The organism is Pseudomonadales bacterium, from assembly GCA_024234215.1.
Taxonomy (GTDB): Bacteria; Pseudomonadota; Gammaproteobacteria; order Pseudomonadales; family UBA5862; genus JACKOQ01.
In genome coordinates this window covers 786,067-808,073 of the sequence record JACKOQ010000001.1, presented here as the reverse complement: position 1 = coordinate 808,073, position 22,007 = coordinate 786,067, and the positions used below count along the sequence as shown (strand labels likewise).

General features: G+C 64.2%; 18 protein-coding genes and 1 pseudogene. 13 read left to right on the top strand and 6 right to left on the bottom strand.

The window, feature by feature from the left end; genetic code table 11:
* The first annotated feature begins 6 nt into the window (after positions 1-6).
* The 5 genes from H7A13_03950 to H7A13_03930 all read left to right on the top strand — a co-directional run bounded on the left by H7A13_03950 (position 7) and on the right by H7A13_03930 (position 6,324).
* Complete coding sequence (locus tag H7A13_03950; GenBank protein ID MCP5332495.1) at positions 7-1,635, top strand: NAD(P)/FAD-dependent oxidoreductase; 1,629 nt, start codon at positions 7-9, stop codon at positions 1,633-1,635.
* 293 nt (positions 1,636-1,928) lie between these two features.
* On the top strand, positions 1,929-2,402 hold the full coding sequence (locus tag H7A13_03945; protein MCP5332494.1) for a MarR family transcriptional regulator: 474 nt from the start codon (positions 1,929-1,931) through the stop codon (positions 2,400-2,402).
* Positions 2,395-3,501 (top strand): HlyD family secretion protein, encoded by a 1,107-nt coding sequence (locus H7A13_03940; GenBank protein ID MCP5332493.1) that lies wholly within the window; start codon positions 2,395-2,397, stop codon positions 3,499-3,501. The genes H7A13_03945 and H7A13_03940 overlap by 8 nt, the downstream gene beginning before the upstream one ends.
* Before the next feature lie 28 nt (positions 3,502-3,529).
* Positions 3,530-5,092: a DHA2 family efflux MFS transporter permease subunit gene (locus tag H7A13_03935; protein ID MCP5332492.1), complete on the top strand. Its 1,563-nt coding sequence runs from the start codon at positions 3,530-3,532 to the stop codon at positions 5,090-5,092.
* A 38-nt stretch (positions 5,093-5,130) separates the two neighbouring features.
* Positions 5,131-6,324, top strand: a complete 1,194-nt coding sequence (locus H7A13_03930; GenBank protein ID MCP5332491.1) for an NnrS family protein — start codon at positions 5,131-5,133, stop codon at positions 6,322-6,324.
* A 10-nt stretch (positions 6,325-6,334) separates the two neighbouring features.
* Here H7A13_03930 and murI read toward each other — a convergent pair whose 3' ends face one another.
* The 3 genes from murI to H7A13_03915 form a co-directional block, all read right to left on the bottom strand.
* A complete protein-coding gene (murI, locus tag H7A13_03925; GenBank protein MCP5332490.1) occupies positions 6,335-7,198 on the bottom strand; it encodes a glutamate racemase in 864 nt (287 codons plus the stop codon).
* Between the two features lie 85 nt (positions 7,199-7,283).
* Entirely contained in the window at positions 7,284-8,369 is a 1,086-nt protein-coding gene (locus tag H7A13_03920) for a Zn-dependent alcohol dehydrogenase (protein ID MCP5332489.1), read from the bottom strand.
* 194 nt (positions 8,370-8,563) lie between these two features.
* Entirely contained in the window at positions 8,564-9,190 is a 627-nt protein-coding gene (locus H7A13_03915; protein MCP5332488.1) for an outer membrane beta-barrel protein, read from the bottom strand.
* A gap of 419 nt (positions 9,191-9,609) precedes the next feature.
* Between H7A13_03915 and H7A13_03910 the strand changes: the two genes are divergently transcribed.
* From H7A13_03910 to H7A13_03900, 3 genes are all read left to right on the top strand, one after another.
* Positions 9,610-10,410 (top strand): UDP-2,3-diacylglucosamine diphosphatase, encoded by an 801-nt coding sequence (locus H7A13_03910; GenBank protein ID MCP5332487.1) that lies wholly within the window; start codon positions 9,610-9,612, stop codon positions 10,408-10,410.
* Positions 10,407-11,456: a glycosyltransferase family 1 protein gene (locus H7A13_03905; protein ID MCP5332486.1), complete on the top strand. Its 1,050-nt coding sequence runs from the start codon at positions 10,407-10,409 to the stop codon at positions 11,454-11,456. Before H7A13_03910 ends, H7A13_03905 begins: the two co-directional genes overlap by 4 nt.
* An 84-nt stretch (positions 11,457-11,540) precedes the next feature.
* Entirely contained in the window at positions 11,541-13,271 is a 1,731-nt protein-coding gene (locus H7A13_03900; protein ID MCP5332485.1) for a proline--tRNA ligase, read from the top strand.
* Between the two features lie 32 nt (positions 13,272-13,303).
* Here H7A13_03900 and H7A13_03895 read toward each other — a convergent pair.
* Positions 13,304-13,527: pseudogene (locus H7A13_03895) on the bottom strand (transposase family protein).
* A gap of 44 nt (positions 13,528-13,571) precedes the next feature.
* On the opposite strand from H7A13_03895, the gene H7A13_03890 reads away from it, so the two are divergent.
* Together H7A13_03890 and H7A13_03885 are read left to right on the top strand one after the other, a co-directional pair.
* Positions 13,572-14,234, top strand: a complete 663-nt coding sequence (locus H7A13_03890; protein MCP5332484.1) for a nitroreductase — start codon at positions 13,572-13,574, stop codon at positions 14,232-14,234.
* 37 nt (positions 14,235-14,271) lie between these two features.
* Positions 14,272-14,571 (top strand): hypothetical protein, encoded by a 300-nt coding sequence (locus H7A13_03885; GenBank protein ID MCP5332483.1) that lies wholly within the window; start codon positions 14,272-14,274, stop codon positions 14,569-14,571.
* Between the two features lie 7 nt (positions 14,572-14,578).
* Here H7A13_03885 and H7A13_03880 read toward each other — a convergent pair whose 3' ends face one another.
* Complete coding sequence (locus H7A13_03880; GenBank protein ID MCP5332482.1) at positions 14,579-16,258, bottom strand: glutamine--tRNA ligase/YqeY domain fusion protein; 1,680 nt, start codon at positions 16,256-16,258, stop codon at positions 14,579-14,581.
* A 217-nt stretch (positions 16,259-16,475) separates the two neighbouring features.
* Between H7A13_03880 and H7A13_03875 the strand changes: the two genes are divergently transcribed.
* From H7A13_03875 to H7A13_03865, 3 genes are read left to right on the top strand one after another with little or no spacing between them, the layout of a single operon-like run.
* A complete protein-coding gene (locus tag H7A13_03875; GenBank protein ID MCP5332481.1) occupies positions 16,476-16,922 on the top strand; it encodes a MarR family transcriptional regulator in 447 nt (148 codons plus the stop codon).
* Positions 16,919-18,061, top strand: coding sequence for an HlyD family secretion protein (locus H7A13_03870; protein ID MCP5332480.1), 1,143 nt, complete (start codon positions 16,919-16,921; stop codon positions 18,059-18,061). Before H7A13_03875 ends, H7A13_03870 begins: the two co-directional genes overlap by 4 nt.
* Positions 18,045-19,658 carry a DHA2 family efflux MFS transporter permease subunit gene (locus H7A13_03865; GenBank protein ID MCP5332479.1) on the top strand — a complete coding sequence of 538 codons (1,614 nt, stop codon included), beginning with the start codon at positions 18,045-18,047 and terminating at the stop codon, positions 19,656-19,658. Before H7A13_03870 ends, H7A13_03865 begins: the two co-directional genes overlap by 17 nt.
* Here H7A13_03865 and H7A13_03860 read toward each other — a convergent pair.
* Positions 19,655-22,006, bottom strand: coding sequence for a heavy metal translocating P-type ATPase (locus H7A13_03860; GenBank protein MCP5332478.1), 2,352 nt, complete (start codon positions 22,004-22,006; stop codon positions 19,655-19,657). The genes H7A13_03865 and H7A13_03860 overlap by 4 nt on opposite strands.
* Between the last annotated feature and the right edge of the window lies 1 nt (position 22,007).

The window sequence follows — 22,007 nt, the reverse complement described above, 5'->3', positions numbered from 1 at the left end:
AATCTCATGGCCACCGCCGTCAAACTTGAACCTGCCGAACAGTATGACGCCATCGTCATCGGCGCCGGTATTGCCGGCATGTACCAACTGATCAAACTGCGCGAGCTGGGCTGCTCGGTGCGGGTGTTCGAGACCGGCGATGGTGTCGGCGGCACCTGGTACTGGAACCGCTATCCTGGCGCACGCTTCGACTCCGAGAGCTACAGCTACGGCTACTCATTTTCCGAAGAGCTGCTGCAGGAGTGGGAATGGAGTGAGCACTTCTCGCCCCAGTCAGAGACGCTGCGCTATCTCAACCATGTCGCCGACAAGTTCGATCTGCGCCGGGACATCCGGTTCAACACCCGGGTCACCGCGGCCCACTACAGCGAAGCGGACAGCTGCTGGACCGTCACCACCGACACCGGCACCCAGGCCCGTGCACGCTTTCTGATCACCGCGGTCGGTCCGCTCTCGGCAGCGACCCTGCCAGCGATCGAGGGCATCGACAGCTTCAAGGGCGAATCCTGCCACACCGCAAACTGGCCGCACCACGAGGTCGACTTCACCGGCAAGCGGGTGGCGGTGATCGGCACCGGCGCCACCGGCGTGCAGGTGATCCAGGAGGTGGCCAAGAGCGCGAAGCAGCTCACCGTCTTCCAGCGCCGTCCCAACTGGTGCACGCCACTCAACAACCGTCCGATCACGCCCGAGGAGCAGCGCCAGATCAAGGCGAGCTACCCGCAAATCTTCCAGCAGTGCCGTGAGACCAACGGCTGCTTCCTGCACAAGTCCGATCCGCGCAGCGCGCTCGAAGTGTCACCCGAGGAGCGTGAAGCCTTTTTCGAGCACCTCTACCAGCAGCCCGGCTTCGCCATCTGGATCGGCAACTTCATGGACATCCTGATGACGCCCGAGGCCAACAGGACCATCAGCGACTTCATCGCCAAAAAGATTCGCCAGCGGGTCAAGGATCCAAAGACCGCCGAAAAACTGATTCCGACCGACCATGGCTTCGGCACCCGCCGGGTGCCGCAGGAGACCCACTACTACGAGGTCTACAACCAGCCGAACGTCGAACTGGTCTCGCTGATCGAAACACCGATCGAGCGCATCACCCCCCAGGGCATCAAGACCAGCGACCGCGAGCGTGAATTCGACATCATCATCTACGCCACCGGCTTCGATGCGATCACCGGCGCGCTCGACCGCATCGACATCCGCGGCGTCGGCGGTCTCAAACTGAAGGACAAATGGCAGGATGGCCCGCGCACCTACCTCGGGTTGCAGAGCGTCGGCTTCCCCAATCTGTTCACGCTGGTCGGACCGCACAACACCGCCACCCTCTGCAACATCCCGCGCTGCATCGAACAGAATGTCGAGTGGGTCTCCGGAGTGATTGGCCACCTGCGCAGCCACCAGTTGCAGAGCGTCGTCCCCAGCGAAGAGGCCGAGCGGAGCTGGACCCAGCATGTCAACGAGATTGCCGAATACACGCTGTTCACCAAGGTCAACTCCTGGTTCACCGGCGTCAACACCAATGTGCCGGGCAAGGACAAGCCACGCATCGTCGTCTATGTCGGCGGCGCCCCGGCCTACCGCGAGCGGTGCGACCAGGAGAGTGCCAACGGCTATCCGGGCTTTGTGCTGCAATAGCCGGGTGGGCTGAGCGCTCCTTGGCGCTTTGCATGGCACGGCCACCGCACGGGGCGCAGTGCTGCCCCTGCCCGGCCGCTCTCCGGCAGCCTCCGCATCGGCCAGAACGGACTGCATGGCCGACGGGCGCCCGAGGCTCGCTGGGCTGGCGTCACACGACATTCAGTTCCATCCACCTTGCGGATGAAATTGCATATTGACACCTTCGGCTGCGGTTTCCAGAATTAGCACGCTACTAATTTGCTTGCTATCTGTCTGGATCTGCAAGCACATGGATGGTCAGAACAATAACAATGCAAGAAAGCTCCTCGGCCCGTGAACTGTTCGGATTCAAGCTGGTACATCTGGCCCGCTGCTGGCGCATGCGGCTCGATCAGCAGTTGAAGCACACCGGCCTGACCCAGTCGAAGTGGAACGCGCTGGTCTACCTGACCCGCGGCGGCGATGGCCTGTTGCAGAAGGATCTCGCCCGCTACATCGGCATCGAGGGTCCAACCTTGGTCAGACTGCTCGATGACCTGCAACGACAGGGGCTGATCGAACGTCGCTCCACCCACCGCGACCGCCGCGGCAAGACCATCCACCTCACCGATGCCGCCTATCCGGTGCTCACCGAATTCCATCAAGCCGCCGAAGCGTTGCGCGCGCAACTGCTCGATGGCGTTTCGGAACAGGAGATGGCGCTGTGCATCGACCTGTTCGAGCGTCTGCTGCACAACCTGAACACCATCAAACCCGCCAAGGAGCAATCCAACCATCATGAATGACGCCAGCTCCGCCACGCTCACGCCAACCCAGGGTCGACGCACCCTGCTGCTGGGACTCTTTGCCGTCGCCTGTCTGATCGGAGCCGGTTACTGGCTCTACCAGCGCTACACCCATGTCTACATCTCCGATGCACGCATCGGTGCCAGCATGGTGTCGGTTTCGAGCCGTGCTCCGGGTTGGGTCACCGATCTGATGGTCAGTGCCAGCGACCGGGTGAAGAAGGATCAGCCGCTGCTCACGCTGGATGCCCGTGACACCACACTGCGTCTGCGCGAGATCGAAGCGCAGATCGCCATCGCCGAAACCGACCTCGCCCGGCAGAAACTGGAGCACGACCTGCTCGATCGGCAAACCACCAACCGTCTGGATGCGGCCCGCTCCCGACAGGAGGCGGTGCAGACCACGCTGGCCACCGCCCAATCCAACTACAACTTCGCCAAGAGCGAGCTGGAGCGTGCCCGCACACTGCGCCAGCAGCGGCTGCTGGCCGAACGCGAGTGGGACAGCAAGCAGACCGCGCTCGACACCGCCCGCCAGGCCGTCGAGCGCAGTCGGGCCGAACTGGCCGCTGCCCATTCGACTCTGCTGGAGGCCGAGGCCAGCCGCGACCAGTTGCGGCAACTGGAGCAGACCATCCTCCGAACCCAGCACCAACTGGAGCAGTTGCAGGCCAACCGCCAGCGCCAGCAGATCGACCTCGATGACCGCACCGTTCTGAGCCCGATCGACGGGGTGATCGACGAGACCTTCACCCACGATGGGGAGTTCATCGGCACCGGACAGCGCATCCTGCTGATGCATGCCCCTGATCAGATCTGGGTCGATGCCAACATCAAGGAGACCGACCTCGACCACCTCAAGCTCGGCCAGCAGGCGCGCATCACCGTCGATGGCTATCCGGAGCTGGCGCCCGAAGGCAAGGTGGTCCGCATCGGCAATGCCGCCATCAGCCAGTTTGCGCTGCTGCCCAACGCCAACCCCAGCGGCAACTTCACCAAGATCACCCAGCGCATTCCGATCCGCATCGCCGTCGATCAGGTCGAAGGTGATCTGCTGCGCCCCGGCATGATGGTGGAGGTTGCGATTGAAGTCCGCTGAGGGTCGCCACCCGGTCCCGACCGGCCTGATGGCCGGCCCCAGGATATTGGCGCTGTTTGCCGAATATGGCCCCAGCTACCGCTGGTATGCCGTCTTCACGGTGATGCTCGCCTCCTTCACCACGCTGCTGACCGGCACCATCATCAATGTCGCGATCCCCGACATCATGGGGACCTTCGGCATGAGCAGTGATCAGGCGCAGTGGGTCTCGACCGGCTATCTGGCGGCCACCACCGGCTTCATGCTGCTGACTGCCTGGGCGGTCGAAGCCTATGGGATGCGCTTCACCTATCTGGCGGCGATGGGCATCTTCCTGGTCGGGTCACTGATGGGCGGCTTTGCGCCCACTGCGGAGGTGATGATCGTCTCCCGAATCGTGCAGGGCATCGCCGGCGGCCTGATGGGACCGCTGTCGATGCTGCTGATCACCCAGGTGTTCCCGCTCGACAAGCGCGGCATGGCGATGGGCATCTTCAGTGTCGGCGTGGTATTGGCCCCGGCCATGGGGCCGACGATCGGTGGACTGCTGGTCGACACCTTCAGTTGGCATTACGTCTTCCACATCCAGGTGCCGCTGTCACTGCTGTCGTTTCCGCTCGGCATTCTCTTCATGCCGGCACGCGAGGGCAGCGGGCCGCGCACTCCGTTCGACTGGAACGGACTGGTGTTGCTGGCGATCTTCGTCTTCACGCTGCTGACCGCACTGGCCAACGGTCAGCGTTATGGCTGGAACTCCGACTACATTCTGACCCTGCTGGCGGTTTCGCTGGTCTCGGGCGTTGCCTTCATCGCCTGGGAGCACCACTCCCCCCATCCGATGCTCAATCTGGAGATTTTTCGCGAACCCCGTTTTGCCGCTGCGGCCGGCATCTCCTTCATCCTTGGCGCCGGGCTGTTTGGCTCGACCTATCTGGTGCCACTGTTCCTGCAGACCGTGGCCGGGGTCACGCCAACCACCTCCGGACTGCTGCTGATGCCGGCTGGCCTCGCCATGGCCGCGCTCAACCCGGTCAGTGGTTTCCTCAGCGACAAGATCGATGCGCGGCTGATGATCTGGTTCGGCCTCTTCACCTTCTCGGTTTCGTCGCTGCTGCTCGCCAACATCGACATCAACACCTCCTTCTTCACGCTGATCTGGTGGGTGCTGATCGGCCGGGTCGGTCTGGCGGCGATCTTTCCCAGCCTCAACTCCGGCGCACTGCGGGTGCTGCCGTTCCGGTTGATGAGCCAGGGTTCAGGAGCAACCAACTTCATCCGCCAACTGGGTGGCGCCTTTGGCGTCAACCTGCTGACCGTCGCCCTGCAGGATCGCATCAGCTTTTACTATGACGCCTTTGCCACCACCCAGACCAGCGGCAATGTGGTCACCCTCGAACTGCTGAACAAGGTGCGTGCGCTGCTGGCCGCCAACGGCCTCCCCGAGGCACAGCAGTTGCCTGCGGCGATCGGATACCTCGGCCAGATGATCGGCAGCCAGGCGGCCACCTTCGCCTACCGCGACACCTTCCTCGGCATCACCCTGATCTTTCTGCTGACCATGCTGCCCACTGCACTGCTCAAGCTTGACATGCCCGGCCGCGTGGCGCGATAACGACTGCACACCGCTGTTCTCCCACCCAGGGGGTGTCGATGAAAATCGCACTGCAAGAGGCTCCAGCACCACAGCCACCGCGCCTGGCACTGTTCGAGCTGGGTTTTCGCCCCTTTTTCGCCTTGGCCGGCATCGCCGCGGTGGTGCAACTGCTGCTGTGGCTGACCATGCTGCAATTCCACTGGCCCGCCAGCGCTGGCTACTACCCAACCCTCGGCTGGCATGTCCATGAGATGCTGTTCGGCTATGCCGTGGCGGTGGTGGCCGGCTTTCTGCTGACCGCGGTGCGCAACTGGACCGGTCGCCCGACCCCGGTCCGCTGGCCACTGGCCGCGCTGGCGCTGCTGTGGCTGGCAGGCCGACTGCTGCCCTGGTGCGACACCCTGCTGCCACACTGGCTGATCGCGCTGACCGATCTGGCCTTTCTGCCGCTGCTGGCCACTGTCATCGCCATTCCGCTGCTGCAGGACCGCAAGCCGCACAACCTGGTGTTTCCACCGCTGTTGCTGCTGATGGCCGCTGCCAACCTGCTGATCCATGGCGAGCGGCTGGCCGACTGGCCAGGCAGCAGCCTGATCGGCCAGCGGCTGATGGTCGATCTGCTGGTGCTGCTGCTGGTGATCTTTGGCGGACGGGTGATTCCGCTCTTCAGCCGCAACGCCCTGCCCGGCATGCAGCCAGTGCATCGGGAGTGGGTCGAACGCGGCGCCCTCTGGAGCAGTTGGCTCTTCGCCCTGCTGCATCCGCTGCCGCTGCCCTCGTGGCTGCTGGCGACGCTGGCCGGCAGCGCGGCACTGCTGCATGGCATGCGGCTGGCCGGTTGGCATGACCGCCGCATCTGGCGGCAACCGATGCTCTGGGTGCTGCATCTGGGCTACGGCGCGATCAGCATCGGCTATCTGCTCAGTGCGGTCAGCCTGCTCGGCGGCCTCTCCAGTTCCGCCGCCAGCCACACGCTGACCGTGGGCGCCATCGGCCTGCTGACACTGGGCATGATGAGCCGGGTCGCGCTCGGCCACAGCGGACGCCTGATCGCCGCCGCGCCGTTGACCCAGGTCGCCTTCATGCTGCTGGCCAGCGCCGCCCTGTTGCGGGTCATCGTGGCCGCCTGTGGGCTCGACTCCCGCTGGCTGCTGCTTTCCGGTCTGCTGTGGAGCAGCGCCTTCGCGGCATTTGTCGTGGTCTATCTGCCGATTCTGCTGCGGCCACGCATCGATGGCCGTCCCGGCTGAGGTGTGCCGCTCAGAGGCTGCGGGTGATCGGCGACCGATCGGCCGGCAGATCGAGGGAGGCTGACTCCAAAACCATGGCATCGCCCAGATCGGCCATCCAGTGCCGCAACTGCTGCTGCAACCGCAGCGGATCACCACTGGTGTGCAGCGCCAATTCGCCGCTGTCGCGGGCATCGACCCGCAACAACCGTTCCTGCGACAGACGGCGCTCCAGCTCCCGCGCAACGGCTTCGGCCGTGTCCAGCAACACCACGTCGGGCCCGACCAGCGCGCGAATCTCTTCGGCCACCAGCGGATAGTGGGTGCAGCCGAGCACCAGGGTGTCGATGCCGGCATCGAGCAGTGGCGCGATCCGCTCGGCCAGCAGTGCCCGGATCAGCGCGCGCGACTGGTTGGACTCGATCGCCTCGACCAGACCCGGACAGGGCTGCACCAGCACCCGGTGACCCTGTGCGTGCTGTGCGATCAGCCCGGCCAGGCGCGTCCCTTCCGCCGTGGCTGGCGTGGCCAGCACCCCGATGACGCCGCTGCGGGTCAGCGCGGCCGCCGGCTTGATGGCCGGCTCGAGCGCGATGATCGGCACCGCGAAACGCTGGCGCAGCGTCACGGCCGCCGCGCTGGTGGCGGTGTTGCAGGCCACGACGATCGCCTTGGCCCCCTGCGCCAGCAGCAGTTCGCACAGCGCCAGCGAACGCGCCACGATCCAGTCGGCGGATTTCTCACCGTAGGGCATGTGCAGGGTGTCGGCCAGATAGAGCAGCGACTCGGCCGGCAGCCGCCGGCGCACCGCCTGCAACACCGTCAGGCCACCGATGCCGGAATCGAACAGGGCGATCGGCGCCGGAGCGGGTGGGTGTGCAGGGTCAATGGACATGGCAAAAACGGTTCAGGGTCACCTCAACGCAGATGGGCCGGATCACCGGCCCATCTTGCGCATGCTGCATCCAGCGATGCGACACTCAATGGTCGAACACGATCACATTGCGCGCCGTTTCACCGGTCTTAAGTGCGGCCAGCGATTCGTTCACCTCGCTGAGCTTGACCCGCCGCGCCACCATCTCGTCGAGGTGGAGCTTGCCGGCCATGTAGAAGTCGATGAAGCGCGGCATGTCGATGCGGAAGCGGTTGGAGCCCATGATGGAGCCCTGGATCTTCTTCTCGGTCAGCAGCTCGGCGCCATGCAGCTCGATCATCACCCCGACCGGGATCATGCCGATGATGGTGGCGGCACCGCCACGACGCAGCATCTTGAACGCCTGCTCGGCAGTGGCCTTCAGACCGATCGCCTCGAAGGAGTAGTGCACCCCGCCGCCGGTCATCTCGATGACCCGGGCCACCGCGTCGCCATCCTTCGGATTGACCACATCGGTGGCACCGAAGCGCTTGGCCAGCTCCAGCTTGGCCGGCTGCATGTCGATGGCGATGATGCGTCCGGCGCCGGCGATGGCGGCGCCATTGATCGCCGACAGCCCGACGCCACCGCAACCGATCACCGCCACCGTCGAGCCCGGCTCGACCTTGGCGGTGTGGATCACCGCACCGACACCGGTGGTGACACCGCAACCGATCAGCGCGGCACGGTCGAGCGGCATGTCCTTGCGAATCTTCACCAGCGCATGTTCATGCACCACCATCTGCTCGGCGAAGGAGGAGAGGTTGAGGAACTGGAAGATCGGCTTGCCATCCTGACTGAACGGCTGCGGCCCCATCGGCGAACGGCGCACCTCCGGATTCTGGCAGCGCGACATGTGGCCGGAGAGGCAATCCTCGCAATGGCCACAGAAGACCGACAGGCAGGTGATGACATGGTCACCGGGCTGCACATAGGTCACGTCGGAACCGACCGCCTCGACCACCCCGGACGACTCATGCCCCATGATTACCGGCAATGGATAAGGGTAGTGGCCGTCGATGAAATGCAGGTCACTGTGACACACCCCGGCGGCCGCAGTGCGGATCAGCACCTCGCGCGGACCCGGCTTGTTGATCTGCACCTCTTCGATCGAGAGTGGCTTGCCCACCTCACGCATGATGGCTGCTTTCATCGTGACTCCTCTTGTCGTTTTATTGATTCGGGTCGAATTCGTCGGCATCTGACAGGCACACTGGCCCGTGCGATGGTCGCACGGCGCAGCAACTTTAGCCGGTTCGGTGTCCGATGTCATCGGCACGCGCGGCCACGCCGCCCATAAAAAAGGCCCACTGTACTGAACAGTGGGCCTTGCTGAAGCAGGATCAATCAGTACCGGTAGCCGACGCTGAAAATTCCCGAGTTCGCGCTGGCCTTGACCTTGTACTGGTCGCCAACGCTGTCGACAAAGGATTCCGAACCCAGATCGAGCCACTGCGCCTCGGCCTGCAGGTAGAGATTCGGCGTGACGAAGGTCCTGATGCCAAACCCATAGCCGATGCCATCGTAATCCAGCTCGACCGGTGGAGTCCCACTGCTGTCCTTACCTTCAAAATCCATCCAGTGATAGCCCAGTTTGGCAAACACGGCGGTGTTCGCAGTCACTGCGAAGAGCGGTTGGAGGTAGACCGAGTAGTGCGTGTCAAACTCATTGTCATACATGCCGCTGCTGCCCTTACCTTGGCCAGCCTGGATGTTGTTGAGATCGTAGGTGGCGCCCACCGCAACGGCCCACTGTGGATCGAGTTGGAAGCTGTAGGCGATGTCGAGCAGGCCAACCGTCGAGGTCTGTGCATCGGTAAAGGTGTCACCTGCGGTGAAATCGGTGACTTCCAATTCACTGCCAACGGCAGCCAGACCCAGTCCGGCCGAAAAACCAGCGAAGTTATCCGAGGCAAAGGCTGAGGAGGAGAGGGCGAGCGTGGCGGCGGCCACAAGACCCAGTTTGCTGTTCATGCTTTTTCCTTTCATCGTATTCTCCCTCGATCGAGGTAATGGAACGGTTCTTCGTTTCAAAATTCTGCCATCGACAACAGATCGACGACGCAAAAAATATAGACCTCATGCCGGGCAGAGTCAACGGTGTTTTTTTATTAATTTTTCATGAAGATACTCAATAAACCTTCCTTGACATATTAGAAATTTGTGCTCTGTTTCACCCTATCGGGAAGGGCAAACAGGCCTGAACCGCCGTTGAAACCCGAGGAAATTGGCGGACGCAACCGCCCACTTCGGAAGCATGAAAAAAGCAGACTCACCCCCGCGGACTGTCTATTTTTTTAACCTGATCAGCGATAAAAAAGAGCGTTCGTCGTTAATCAATCGGTCACAAAAACCCCGAAGACTGGCCGCAACTCATCTCGCAGGAGGTTTGCATGTCGCCAGCATCACTCCGGGCCCGTCACTACCGCACTGTATGGATTTCCGATGTCCACCTCGGCTTTTCCGGCTGTCAGGCGGACTTTCTGCTCGATTTTCTGCACCACGTCACCTGCGACCGGCTCTATCTGGTCGGTGACATCATCGACTTCTGGCAGATGCGACGCGGCCTCTACTGGCCGCAAAGCCACAACAACGTGGTGCGCACGCTGCTCGGCAAGGCCAAGCATGGCACCGAGGTGATCTACGTGCCCGGCAACCACGACGAACTGCTGCGCGAGCATGATGGCCTGCAGATGGGCAACGTCGCCATTCAGGGCCGGGTGGTGCACCAGACCGCCGATGGCCGCCGCCTGCTGGTGATGCATGGCGACGAGTTCGACAGCGTGGTGCAGTGCAGCCGACTGCTGGCACTGGCCGGCAGCCAGGCCTACGCGCTGCTGCTGCGTGCCAACCGGCTGGTCAACTTCGTGCGCAGCAGATGTGGACTGCCCTACTGGTCGCTGGCCGGCCATCTGAAGCACAGGGTCAAGAATGCGGTCAACTTCATCTCCAACTTCGAATCGGCGGTGGCGCTGGCAGCACGCCGGCACGATGTCGATGGCGTGGTCTGCGGCCACATTCACCGCGCCGAAATCAGCATGATCGGCGAGGTGCTCTATCTGAACTGCGGCGACTGGGTCGAGAGCTGCACCGCGCTGGTCGAGCATGATGATGGCAAGATCGAACTGCTGCACTGGTCCGACCAGCAGCATGCACTGAAGGCCGAAACCGCGCTGCCGGCGCTGGCGGCATGAGGATCGTCATCGTCTCGGATGCCTGGGAGCCGCAGATCAACGGCGTCGTCACCACGCTCCGGCGCACCTGCGCGGAGCTGGCCACGCTCGGCCACACGGCCGAGGTGATCGGTCCCGACCGCTTCCGCACCCTGCCCTGCCCCGGTTACCGGTCGATTCGCCTGGCGCTCTGGCCCGGCCCACGCCTGGCACGGCTGCTCGATGAGCTGGCGCCGGATGCCATCCACATCGCCACCGAAGGGCCGCTGGGATTGGCGGCCCGCCACCACTGCCTGCGGCACGGCTTCAGCTTCACCACCGCCTACCACACCCAGTTCCCGGAGTATCTGGCGCTGCGCACGCCGATTCCGCTGCGCTGGAGCTACGCTGCCGTGCGCCGCTTTCACGCCGCGGCCGCGCGCACCATGGTGGCCACCGCCTCGCAGCAGGCGGTGCTGGAACAGCATGGCTTCACCCACCTGGTGCGCTGGAGCCGTGGCGTCGACACCGCGCTGTTCCGGCCCGGCGTCAAGGACTTTCTGCAGCTGCCGCGACCGATCGCGATCTATGTGGGGCGGGTGGCGGTCGAGAAGAACCTCGACGCCTTTCTCGAACTCGACCTGCCGGGCAGCAAGGTCGTGGTCGGCGACGGCCCGGCATTGGCCGACCTGCGCGAGCGCCATCCCGACGCACACTTCACCGGCTTCAAGCAGGGCGAGGAGTTGGTCCGGCATCTGGCAGCGGCAGATGTCTTCGTCTTTCCGAGCCGCACCGACACCTTCGGCCTGGTGCTGCTGGAGGCGATGGCCTGCGGCGTGCCGGTGGCCGCCTACCCGGTGACCGGTCCGCTGGATGTGGTGCAGCCCGGCGTGACCGGCGTGCTGCATGAAGATCTCGCCCTCGCCATACCGCAGGCGCTGCAACTCGACCCGGCGGCCTGCGTCGCCCAGGCCAAAGCCTGCTCGTGGCGCAACGCGACGCTGCAATTCCTCAACAACCTGACCCCGCTGCGACAGCCGGCAGCCGCCACGCCACCGGAGTCGGCGCCGGATGGCCACTGCCATTGAGCGGCGCTGCGCTTTCATTGAACTGTCCTGTCCGCCATCGCTTTCGTAGAATGGCCCGTTTCATCCATTGCTACGGAGCGACCCATGCGCGCCAGCCAGATATTGGTTTCCACCCTCAGAGAGACGCCGGCCGATGCCGAGGTGATCAGCCATCAGCTGATGCTGCGTGCCGGACTGGTGCGCAAGCTCGCCTCCGGCCTCTACAGCTGGCTGCCGATGGGGCTGCGGGTGCTGCGCAAGGTGGAGCGGATCGTCCGCGAGGAGATGGACCGCTCCGGCGCCCAGGAGCTGCTGATGCCGGTGGTGCAGCCAGCCGAGCTGTGGCAGGAGTCGGGCCGCTGGGAGCAGTATGGCGCCGAACTGCTGCGCATCCAGGACCGTCACCAGCGCGACTTCTGCCTGGGGCCGACCCACGAAGAGGTGATCACCGACCTGATCCGCAACGAGATCAAGAGCTACCGGCAGCTCCCGGCCAACTTCTATCAGATCCAGACCAAGTTCCGCGACGAGGTGCGCCCCCGTTTCGGCATCATGCGCTCGCGCGAGTTCATCATGAAGGATGCCTACTCCTTTCATGCCGACAGCGCATCACTGCAGGCCACCTACGCACTGATGCACCAGACCTACTCACGCATCTTCACCCGGCTGGGACTGCAATTTCGTGCCGTGCTGGCCGACACCGGCAGCATCGGTGGCAGCGCCTCGCACGAGTTCCATGTGCTGGCCAGCTCCGGCGAAGATGAGATTGCCTTCAGCAGCGACAGCGACTACGCCGCCAATGTCGAACTGGCCGAAGCCGTCGCCGTGCCGCCCGCGCAGCAGTTGCCGGCAGCGGCACTGAGCCGCATCGCCACCCCCGGCCAGTCGAGCATCGCCGAGCTCTGCCAGTTCCTCGGCGTGGCGCCGAGTCGGACCGTCAAGACCCTGGTGGTCGAGGGCGAAGCCACCTCGGACGAACAGCCCGCCCCGCTGGTGGCGCTGGTGCTGCGCGGCGACCACCGCCTCTCCGAGATCAAGGCCGCCAAACTGCCTGGCGTCGCCGCACCGCTGACGCTGGCCAGCGAGGCGCGCATCCGCGCACTGCTCGGCTGCGGACCCGGCTCGATCGGCCCGATCGGACTGCCGATCACCACCCTGGTCGACCGCTCGGCCGCCCTGCTCGACAGCTTCGTCTGCGGCGCCAACGAAGACGGCCACCACCTGAGCGGCGCCAACTGGCAGCGCGACTGCCCCGGCATCACCCTCGTCGACCTGCGCCGTGTCGAAGAGGGCGACCCCAGCCCCGATGGCCGGGGCCGACTGCTGATCAAACGCGGCATCGAGGTCGGCCACATCTTTCAGCTCGGCACCAAGTACAGCGCGGCGATGAACGCCAGCGTGCTCGACCCCAATGGCCGCGCCATCGTCATGGAGATGGGCTGCTACGGCATCGGCGTCTCCCGCGTCGTGGCCGCCGCCATCGAACAGAACCACGACGCGCGCGGCATCCTCTGGCCACAGGCCATCGCCCCGTTCGCGGTCGCGCTGATTCCGCTCAACTATCAGAAGTCCGAAGCGGTGCGGCAACTGACCGACCGCCTCTACGCCCAGCTCGCTGAACTGGGGGTCGAGGTGCTGCTCGATGACCGCAACGAGCGCCCCGGTGTCAAACTCGCCGACTGTGAACTGATCGGCCTGCCGCACCGCATCGTCATCGGTGACCGTGGCCTGGCCCAGGGGGTCGTCGAATGCCAGCACCGCGACGCCCCAAGCGCCACCGAACTGCCTCCGGAACAGGCGGTGAACTGGCTGATGCAGCGGCTGGCGGCGGGCTGAACTGGCACTGATCGAAATGGCATGCGCAGGAGATGCACGCATTGCTCCTTCAGTGTCCGGATGACCCGTTCCACCATGCCGTTCTGCTGTGGTCAGTGGGCGTGATGAATTCCTGTTGCAGGCCACGGCTGCGCACCAGTCGCGTGTGACGCCGGCTGGTGAAGACCAGATCATTGTCCGAGTGCAGCAGGAGCGGCGCCGGTATCCGGCCCAAGGCGCGGAAGCGGATGATGAGCGCCTGCTCCAGTGCTACCATGGGCCACCAGCCAATAATCAATAAAATCTCATGGAGACCCGCTCATGGACTTTTCCGAGGTGATTGCCCAGCGCTACAGCGTGCGCGCCTTTCGGCCTGACCCCCTGCCCCGCGCATTGATCGAGCGCATTCTGGGCGATGCGCTCAAGTCGGCCTCCTGGTGCAACACCCAACCATGGCAGGTGATCATCACCGAAGGGGCGGGGACCGACCGCTTTCGCGAGGCGCTGTGGTCCCATGTCAATTCTGGCAAGGGCGCCAACCCGGACATTCCGTTTCCGGTCAAGTACCACGGCGCCCACTACGACCGCCGCAAGACCTGCGCGATGCAGCTCTATGCCAGCCTCGGCATTGCCGATGGCGATCGGCAGGCCTCCTTCGCACAGACGCTGAAGAACTTTCGGCTGTTCGAGGCGCCGCATGTGATGATCGTGACCAGCCACGAGTCGTTGGGCAGCTATGGTGCACTGGATTGCGGGCTCTTCGTTCAGAGTTTTCTGCTGAGCGCCACCAATCAGGGGGTGGGCACCATCGCCCAGGCTGCCATTGCCGCCTACAGCGACTTCATTCGTGAGCACTTCGCGATTGCGCCCGAGCAGCGCATCCTCTGCGGCGTCTCCTTCGGTTACGCCGATCCGAGCCATCCGGCCAACCAGTTCCGCACCGAGCGCGCCACCCTCGAGGAGCTGGTGCGCTGGGAGGGCTAGACTTTCTGGCAAGAAGATTCGTCGAGGTCAGGTCGACATGATCCGCATCGATGCACCCGGGCCGATCCGCACACCGGTCGAGAACAACGCCCCCACCGAAAACCGCCGGGTGAACCCGGTCGAACCGGTCCGCTTCTATCTGACCGATGAAGGTGAGCGGCGCATCGACCGCCGGCGCCAGCCGGATCGCCGGATCAGCGCACAGGATCGGCGCATGCTGAATGTCGGCCAGCGCGCCAACAACGGTCGCCGCATCCGCAAGGATCGGCGCCGCTCTGCATTGCCACGGCCGACCCCGCAGGGCCGTCGCGGCCAGTTGATCGACACGCAGGCATAGCGCGCAGTCAGCGCCCTGCCGGCTGATCGATCCTGGCGAAGGAGTCCTTGAGCGCCACGGTGCGGTTGAAGATCAGCCGCTGCGGCTGGCTGTCGGGGTCGAGACAGAAGTAGCCCTCGCGCTCGAACTGGTAGCCCTGCCCGACCTGCGCCGTGGCCAGTTCGGGCTCGACAAAGCCCTGCACGATGGTGAGCGAATCGGGATTGAGGCTGTCGAGAAAGTTGTCGGCCGCGGCCGGATTGGCGTCGACGAAGAGCCGCTGGTAGAGCCGCAGTTCGGCGGCGATGGCATGGCTCGCCTCGACCCAGTGGATCACCCCCTTCACCTTGCGTCCTTCGGGGGCCTTGCCCAGGGTCTGCGGATCATGGCTGCAGCGCAGTTCGCGAATCTCGCCGCTGTCGTCACGCAGCACCTGGTCGCAGCGAATCACATAGCCATGGCGCAGTCGCACCTCGCCACCGCTGACCAGCCGCTTGAACTCCTTGCCCGCCGTTTCACGAAAGTCGGCCCGATCGATGTAGATCTCTCGCCCGAAAGGGAGCTTGCGGCTGCCCAGCGCTTCGTGCTGCGGATGGTTGGGTACCTGCAGCCACTCGATCTGATCCGGGTAGTTTTCGATCACCAGCTTGAGCGGATCGAGCACCGCCATCCGCCGTGGCGCGTTGTGATCGAGGTCATCACGGATGCAGCTTTCGAGCAGCTCCATCTCCACGCTGTTGTCGGCCTTGGTGACGCCGATGCGCCGGCAGAAGTCGCGAATGGCGGCCGGGGTGTAGCCACGCCGCCGCAGGCCGGCGATGGTGGGCAGGCGCGGGTCGTCCCAGCCGCTGACCTTGCCCTCTTCGACCAGCTGCTGCAGCTTGCGCTTGCTGGTCAGGGTGTATTGCAGGTCGAGGCGCGAGAATTCGATCTGCTGCGGATGGCACGGCACACTGAGATGATCGAGAAACCAGTCGTAGAGCGGTCGATGGTCCTCGAATTCGAGGGTACAGAGGGAGTGGGTGATCCCTTCGAGCGCGTCCGAGATGCAATGGGTGTAGTCGTACATCGGGTAGATGCACCAGGCGTCGCCGGTCTGATGGTGGCTGGCGTGGCGCACGCGATAGATGACCGGATCGCGCAGGTTGATGTTGGGCGAGGCCATGTCGATCTTGGCGCGCAGCACCCGCTCGCCGTCGGCAAATTCACCGGCGCGCATCCGCCGCAGCAGATCGAGATTCTCCTCGATGCTGCGTGAGCGATCGGGGCTGTCGCGGCCGGGCTCGGTCAGGGTGCCGCGGTGGCTGCGCATCTCTTCACTCGACAGGCTGTCGACATAGGCCAACCCCTTGCCGACCAGCTCCTCGGCATACCCATAGAGTTGCTCGAAGTAGTCCGAGGCAAAGCGGACCGGACCGTGCCAGTCGAAGCCGAGCCACTTCACGTCACGCTGGATTGCCTCGACATATTCCAGCTCCTCCTTGCAGGGGTTGGTGTCGTCGAAGCGCAGATGGCAGCGTCCGCCCGGATAGTCTTCAGCCAGTCCGAAGTTGAGGCAGATCGATTTGGCGTGGCCAATGTGCAGGTAACCGTTGGGCTCCGGAGGAAAGCGGGTCACCAGTTGCCCGCCATTGGCGCCACGCGCCAGATCGGCCTCGACGATCTGGCGGATGAAGTGGTTGGGGCGGTGGGTGATCTGCTCACTCATCTGGCGTCAAGTCCTTGAATGGAAATGGGTTGGTGCATGGATGCCTCCGCTTTCGGTTCTGTACATCCGCGCTCATGGCCATTATACGAGATGGCATCCATCCGGGCAGGCACGCCTGACTCAACGGCTGCATGAAAATGGCGTTGCAATCAGCTCTATCAATGACTAGACTTCTTACGGTTGGTAAGCTAACCATTTATTTTGTTATCTATTAGCCATGCCATCTTCTACCGACGACATCGACCGCTTCGTCTCGCTGCTCACCGAGACTTCGAGCCTCTGGCGGCTTCACCTCAGCCAGCGCATCAAACCCACCGGCATCAGTGCCGCGCAGTGGCGGGTGCTGTCGAACATCAAACGCGCACGCGAACCGCTGACCCAGAGCGATCTGGCCGGGCGGGTCGGCATCGAGGCCGCCACCCTGGTCTCGCTGCTCGATCGCCTTGAAGCGGCCGAATGGGTGGAGCGGCGGCCCCATCCGCAGGATCGCCGCTTCAAGACCGTTCACCTGCGCGACAAGGCGCTGCCGATTCTGGCTGAGCTGGAAATCATCGCCGCGCAACTGCGCCGCGAACTGCTCGGTGAGATCGATCCGCAGGAGCTGCGCATCGGCACCGAACTGCTGCGCAAGATTCAACTGAAAATGGAGCCGAAAAACCGATGAACGCCAACCTTGGCCAGACCCTGCAACTCGAGGCCTCCGCACCCAAAAAGCCCTCTTTGATGAAAAAACCCATTGTGCGGGCAGCGCTGACCATCGCGCTGCTGGGTGCGCTGATCTTTTTCGGCCAATGGATTTATCACCGCTCGACCCATGTCTATGAGATCGATGCCCGCCTTCGCTCGACGCTCTACATCGTCAGCAGCGAATTGCCGGGACGGCTGGAGAGCTTTCCGCTCGATGAGGGCATGACGGTGAACGAAGGCCAGATGGTGGCCAAGCTCGATTCGACCAGGGCGGAGCTGCTGCTCAGCGAGCTGTCGCTCGAATTGCAGAAGCTCGATGCCCAGATCGAAGAGATGGAGACCTCGAAGCAGGTGCTGCAACATCAGCTCGAGAGCCGGATGCAAAGTGCCGGTGCCAACGTCGATGCCGCCGGCGCCTCGGTCAAGGAGGCGGAGCTGAGCAAGAAGCAGGCCGAGGATGAGCTGCGTCGAACCGTCTCGCTGGCCGCGCAGAAGCTGGTCTCGCAACGGCAGTTGGAACAGGCGCAGACCGCAGCCAAGCAGGCGGCCGAGAACCTCAATGTGGTCAGGGCCAAGGCCACCTCGTCATCGGCGGCACTCTCCGAAAGCCGGGCCAACGCCGCCCAGGTCGATGTGCTGGAGAAGCAGATCCAGCGGCTGCGGGTCAACCGTGAAAGCATTCAGGTACAGCGGGAGCGGCAGGCCAGCGAAGTGAAAAAGCACACCATCACCAGCCCGGTAACTGGCGTGGTCGATCAGACCTTCGTCAACGAGGGTGAATATGTCGCCCCCGGCCAGCGCTTTGCGCTGGTGCATGACAGCCGCGATGTCTGGATCAACGCCAACATCAAGGAGACCGAAGTCCAGAAGATCAGGCAGGGGCAGCCGGTCATCATCACCGTCGATGCCTATCCGGGACGCACCTTCAGTGGCAAGGTGCTGCTGGTCGGCAGCGCGGCCACCAGCCAGTTCGCACTGATTCCCAGCCCCAACCCCAGCGGCAACTTCACCAAGATCACCCAGCGCATTCCGGTCAAGATCAGCGTCGAGCAGCAGGATGGCCTGCTCAAGCCGGGGATGATGGTCGAGGTGGACATCGATGTCTCGAACCGTTGATTCGCTGTTCCTGAAGTATGGTCCCGCCTACCGCTGGCTGGCCACGGCGACGGTCATCAGTGGCACGCTGACCACCGCGCTCTCCACCACCATCGTCAACGTGGTGATTCCCGACATCATGGGCATCTTCGGCGTCGGCCAGGACAAAGGGCAGTGGATGTCGACCGCCTTTCTGGCCGCCAACACCGCCTCGATGCTGGTCAACGCCTGGTGCGTGCATGCCTATGGCCAGCGCAAGACCTTCATCGCGGCCATGCTCTTTTTCATCTTCGGCTCGATACTCGGTGGCCTGGGGCAGGACATCAACACGCTGATTCTGGCACGCGTCATTCAGGGGGCCGCCGCGGGTCTGCTGCAACCGCTGACGATGCAGATGATGTTCCGGGTCTTTCCCGAGGATCAGCGCGGCAACGCCATGGGCTACTTCGGCATCGGTGTCATTCTGGCGCCGGCCTTCGGTCCGACACTGGGCGGGGTGCTGGCCGACAACTTCAACTGGCGGGCAGTGTTCTTCGTCGCGCCAACCGTGGGCATTCTGGCGATTGCCATGGCTGCGGTTTTTCTCCCCGATCGGGAGGATGAGGGCCCAGCTCGCCGCTTCGACTGGACCGGACTTGCTCTGCTCTGCACCTTTCTGCTGACGGTGCTGACCGCACTGTCGAATGGCCAGCGCGAAGGGTGGTACAGCGACTACATCGTCACGCTGTTCAGCGTCGGCTTCGTCAGCGCCGCGGCCTTTCTGTGGTGGGAACTCAACTCCGACCGCCCGCTGCTGCAACTGCGCGTCTACAGCTATCCGGGCTTTGCCTCCGCCGCCGGCGTCTCGATCATCTATGGCATCGGCCTGTTCGGCTCGACCTACATCTTTCCGCTGTTCGTGCAGTTGCAGCTCGGCTACACCCCGACCCTCTCAGGCTTGATGCTGATGCCGGCCGGTCTGGTGATGGGCATGCTGTTTCTGCCGATGGGACGGCTCTCCGACCATGTGCGTCCGCATTACATGATTCTCGCCGGCTTCGTGATCTTCGCGCTGTCGAGCCTGCTGCTCTACGACGCCGATGTCGACACCACCTTCTGGACAATGGCGTCGATGATCATGCTCGGCCGCATCGGCCTCACCTTCATCATGCCGGCGGTCAGCGTCGGTGGCATGGGGTCATTGCCGCCCCATCTGATGGGACAGGGCAGCGGCGCGATCAACTTCACCCGCCAACTGGGCGGCGCCTTCGGTGTCAACCTGCTGTCGGTCTACATGAGCGCACGCACCGACCTCTATGCCGACTTTCTGGCCGCCACCCAGATACCCGACAACAGCACCACCCAGGCACTGATCCGCTCGATGGCGCAACTCTATGCGCAGTCGGGCGTCTCGGAGGCGCACCAGAACGCCGGTGCGGTGCAGTATCTGGCACAGGTGGTCGCGGCCAAGGCGTCGATGTTCGCCTTTCGCGATGCCTTCATCGTCGTCGGCATCGTCTTTCTGCTCGGCATCATCCCGGCACTGGTGCTGGGCCGCTTCTGCAAGCCGCGCGGCCAGCGGATACCGATGGATGGCGAGGAGGCCGACGCGGAGCTGCCCGCCGGCTCGACGCACTAGATTCGCGCGCGCTTCAACCGCAACGCATTGCTCACCACCGACACCGAGCTGAAGCTCATCGCCGCCGCCGCAATCATCGGCGACAGCAAAAGGCCGGTGAAGGGGTAGAGCAATCCGGCGGCAATCGGCACCCCCAGCGCGTTGTAGACAAAGGCGAACAGCAGGTTCTGCCGCATGTTGCCGAGGGTGGCCAGCGACAGCCGCCGCGCGGTCTCGATGCCGCGCAGATCGCCCTTGACCAGCGTGCAGTGGGCACTGCTCATCGCCACGTCGGTGCCGCTGCCCATCGCGATGCCGACATTGGCCTGTGCCAGCGCCGGCGCATCGTTGATGCCATCGCCGGCCATGGCGACGATCTGCCCCTCGGCCTGCAATCTGGCCACCAGCTCTGCCTTCTGCTGTGGCTTGACCTCGCCATGCACCTCGTCGATCCCCAGTGCCCGCCCCACCGCCCGCGCCGTGGTGAGGCCATCGCCGCTGGCCATGATGATGCGCAAGCCGCCAGCGCGCAGTGCCCGCAGGGCTTCGGCGGTGGTGCCCTTGATCGGATCGATCACCGCAATCAGCCCGGCCAACCGGCCTGCCACACCGACAAAGATCACCGTCGCCCCCTCGACGCGCAGTGCCTCGGCCTGCTGGGCCAGCGGCTGCCAGTCGATGGCGGCCTCGCTCATCAGTGCACCGTTGCCCAGCACGACCGGCTGCCCATCGACCTGGCCGCGCACACCGATGCCGGATGAAGATTCGAACTGCTCCGGCTTGCTGAGCGGCAGGTCACGCCGTCGCGCCTCCGCCACGATGCTGGCGGCCAGTGGATGCTCGCTGCCCTGATCGAGGCTGGCAGCGATGCGCAGCAGTTCAGACTCGCTCCATCCGGCACAGGCCACAGCCTGGTGGAAGACCGGCCTGCCCTCGGTCAGTGTACCGGTCTTGTCGACGATCAACGTGTCGACCTTGCCCATCAGTTCGATTGCGGCCGCATCACGGAACAGCACCCCCTGGGTGGCGCCCCGGCCGGTGGCGACCATCACCGACATCGGCGTCGCCAGCCCGAGCGCGCAGGGGCAGGCGATGATCAGCACCGCCACTGCATTGATCAAGCCATGGATCCAGCTCGGCTGTGGTCCGAACAGACCCCAGCCCAGCAGCGTCAGCAGCGCGACCGCCATCACTCCCAGCACAAAGTAGCCCGCCACCTGGTCGGCCAGCCGCTGCATCGGAGCACGGGAGCGTTGCGCCTGTGCCACCATCTGCACGATCTGTGACAGCACCGTCTCGATCCCGACCTTCTCGGCGCGCATCACCAGTGCCCCGCCACCATTGAGGGTGGCACCGATCAGTCGGTCGCCCACCCGCTTGCTGACCGGGATCGGTTCACCGGTCAGCATCGACTCATCGACGGCGCTCTCCCCTTCGACCACCAGGCCATCCACCGGCACCTTCTCACCCGGCCGAACCCGCAGCAGATCGCCGCGCTGCACCCGGGTCAGCGCCACCTCCTCCTCACCGCCATCACTGCGCAGGCGACGCGCGCTCTTCGGCGCCAGCCCCAGCAGCGCCTTGATTGCCGCACCGGTCTGCGCACGGGCCTTCAGTTCCAGCAGTTGACCGAACAATGTCAGCGAGATGATCACCGCTGCCGCTTCGAAATAGAGCGCGACCCGGCCATGCATCTGGAACGAGGCCGGGAACAGGCCCGGCAGCAGCAGTGCCGTGAGGCTGTAAAGGTAGGCGGCACCGGTACCGAGACTGATCAGCGTCCACATGTTGAGGCTGCGCTGTCGAACCGACTGGATGCCACGCACGAAAAAGGGGCCGCCGGCCCATGCCACCACCGGCGTCGCCAGCAGCAGCTCGACCCAGCCCTGCATCGAGCCCAGCAGCGGCTGCAACAGCTCTCCCGACATCGAGATGACGGCCACCAACAGACTCGATGGCAAGGTCCACCAGAAACGGCGGCGAAAATCGGTCAGCTCCGGATTTTCACCCTCATCGAGCGTCGGCAGCAGCGGTTCGAGGGCCATGCCGCACTTCGGACAACTGCCAGGGCCGATCTGCGACACCTCCGGATGCATCGGACAGCCGTACTCGACATCGAGCGGCATCGCCTCGGCGGGCAGCGCGACGGGATGCAGGTAGCGCTGCGGATCGGCGTCGAACCGCTCCTTGCAGCGCGCACCGCAGAAGCGGTACTCCTGACCGGCATGACGGCTGCGGTGTGGCGAGTCGGGCTTGACGCTCATGCCGCACACCGGGTCCCGATCCGCCGCCGCTGCCTCTGTGTCCTGACCGCAGCAGCCTCCCGCGTGGCGAGCGGCCGAAGCCGCCGGATCGTCATGCTGTGTCATC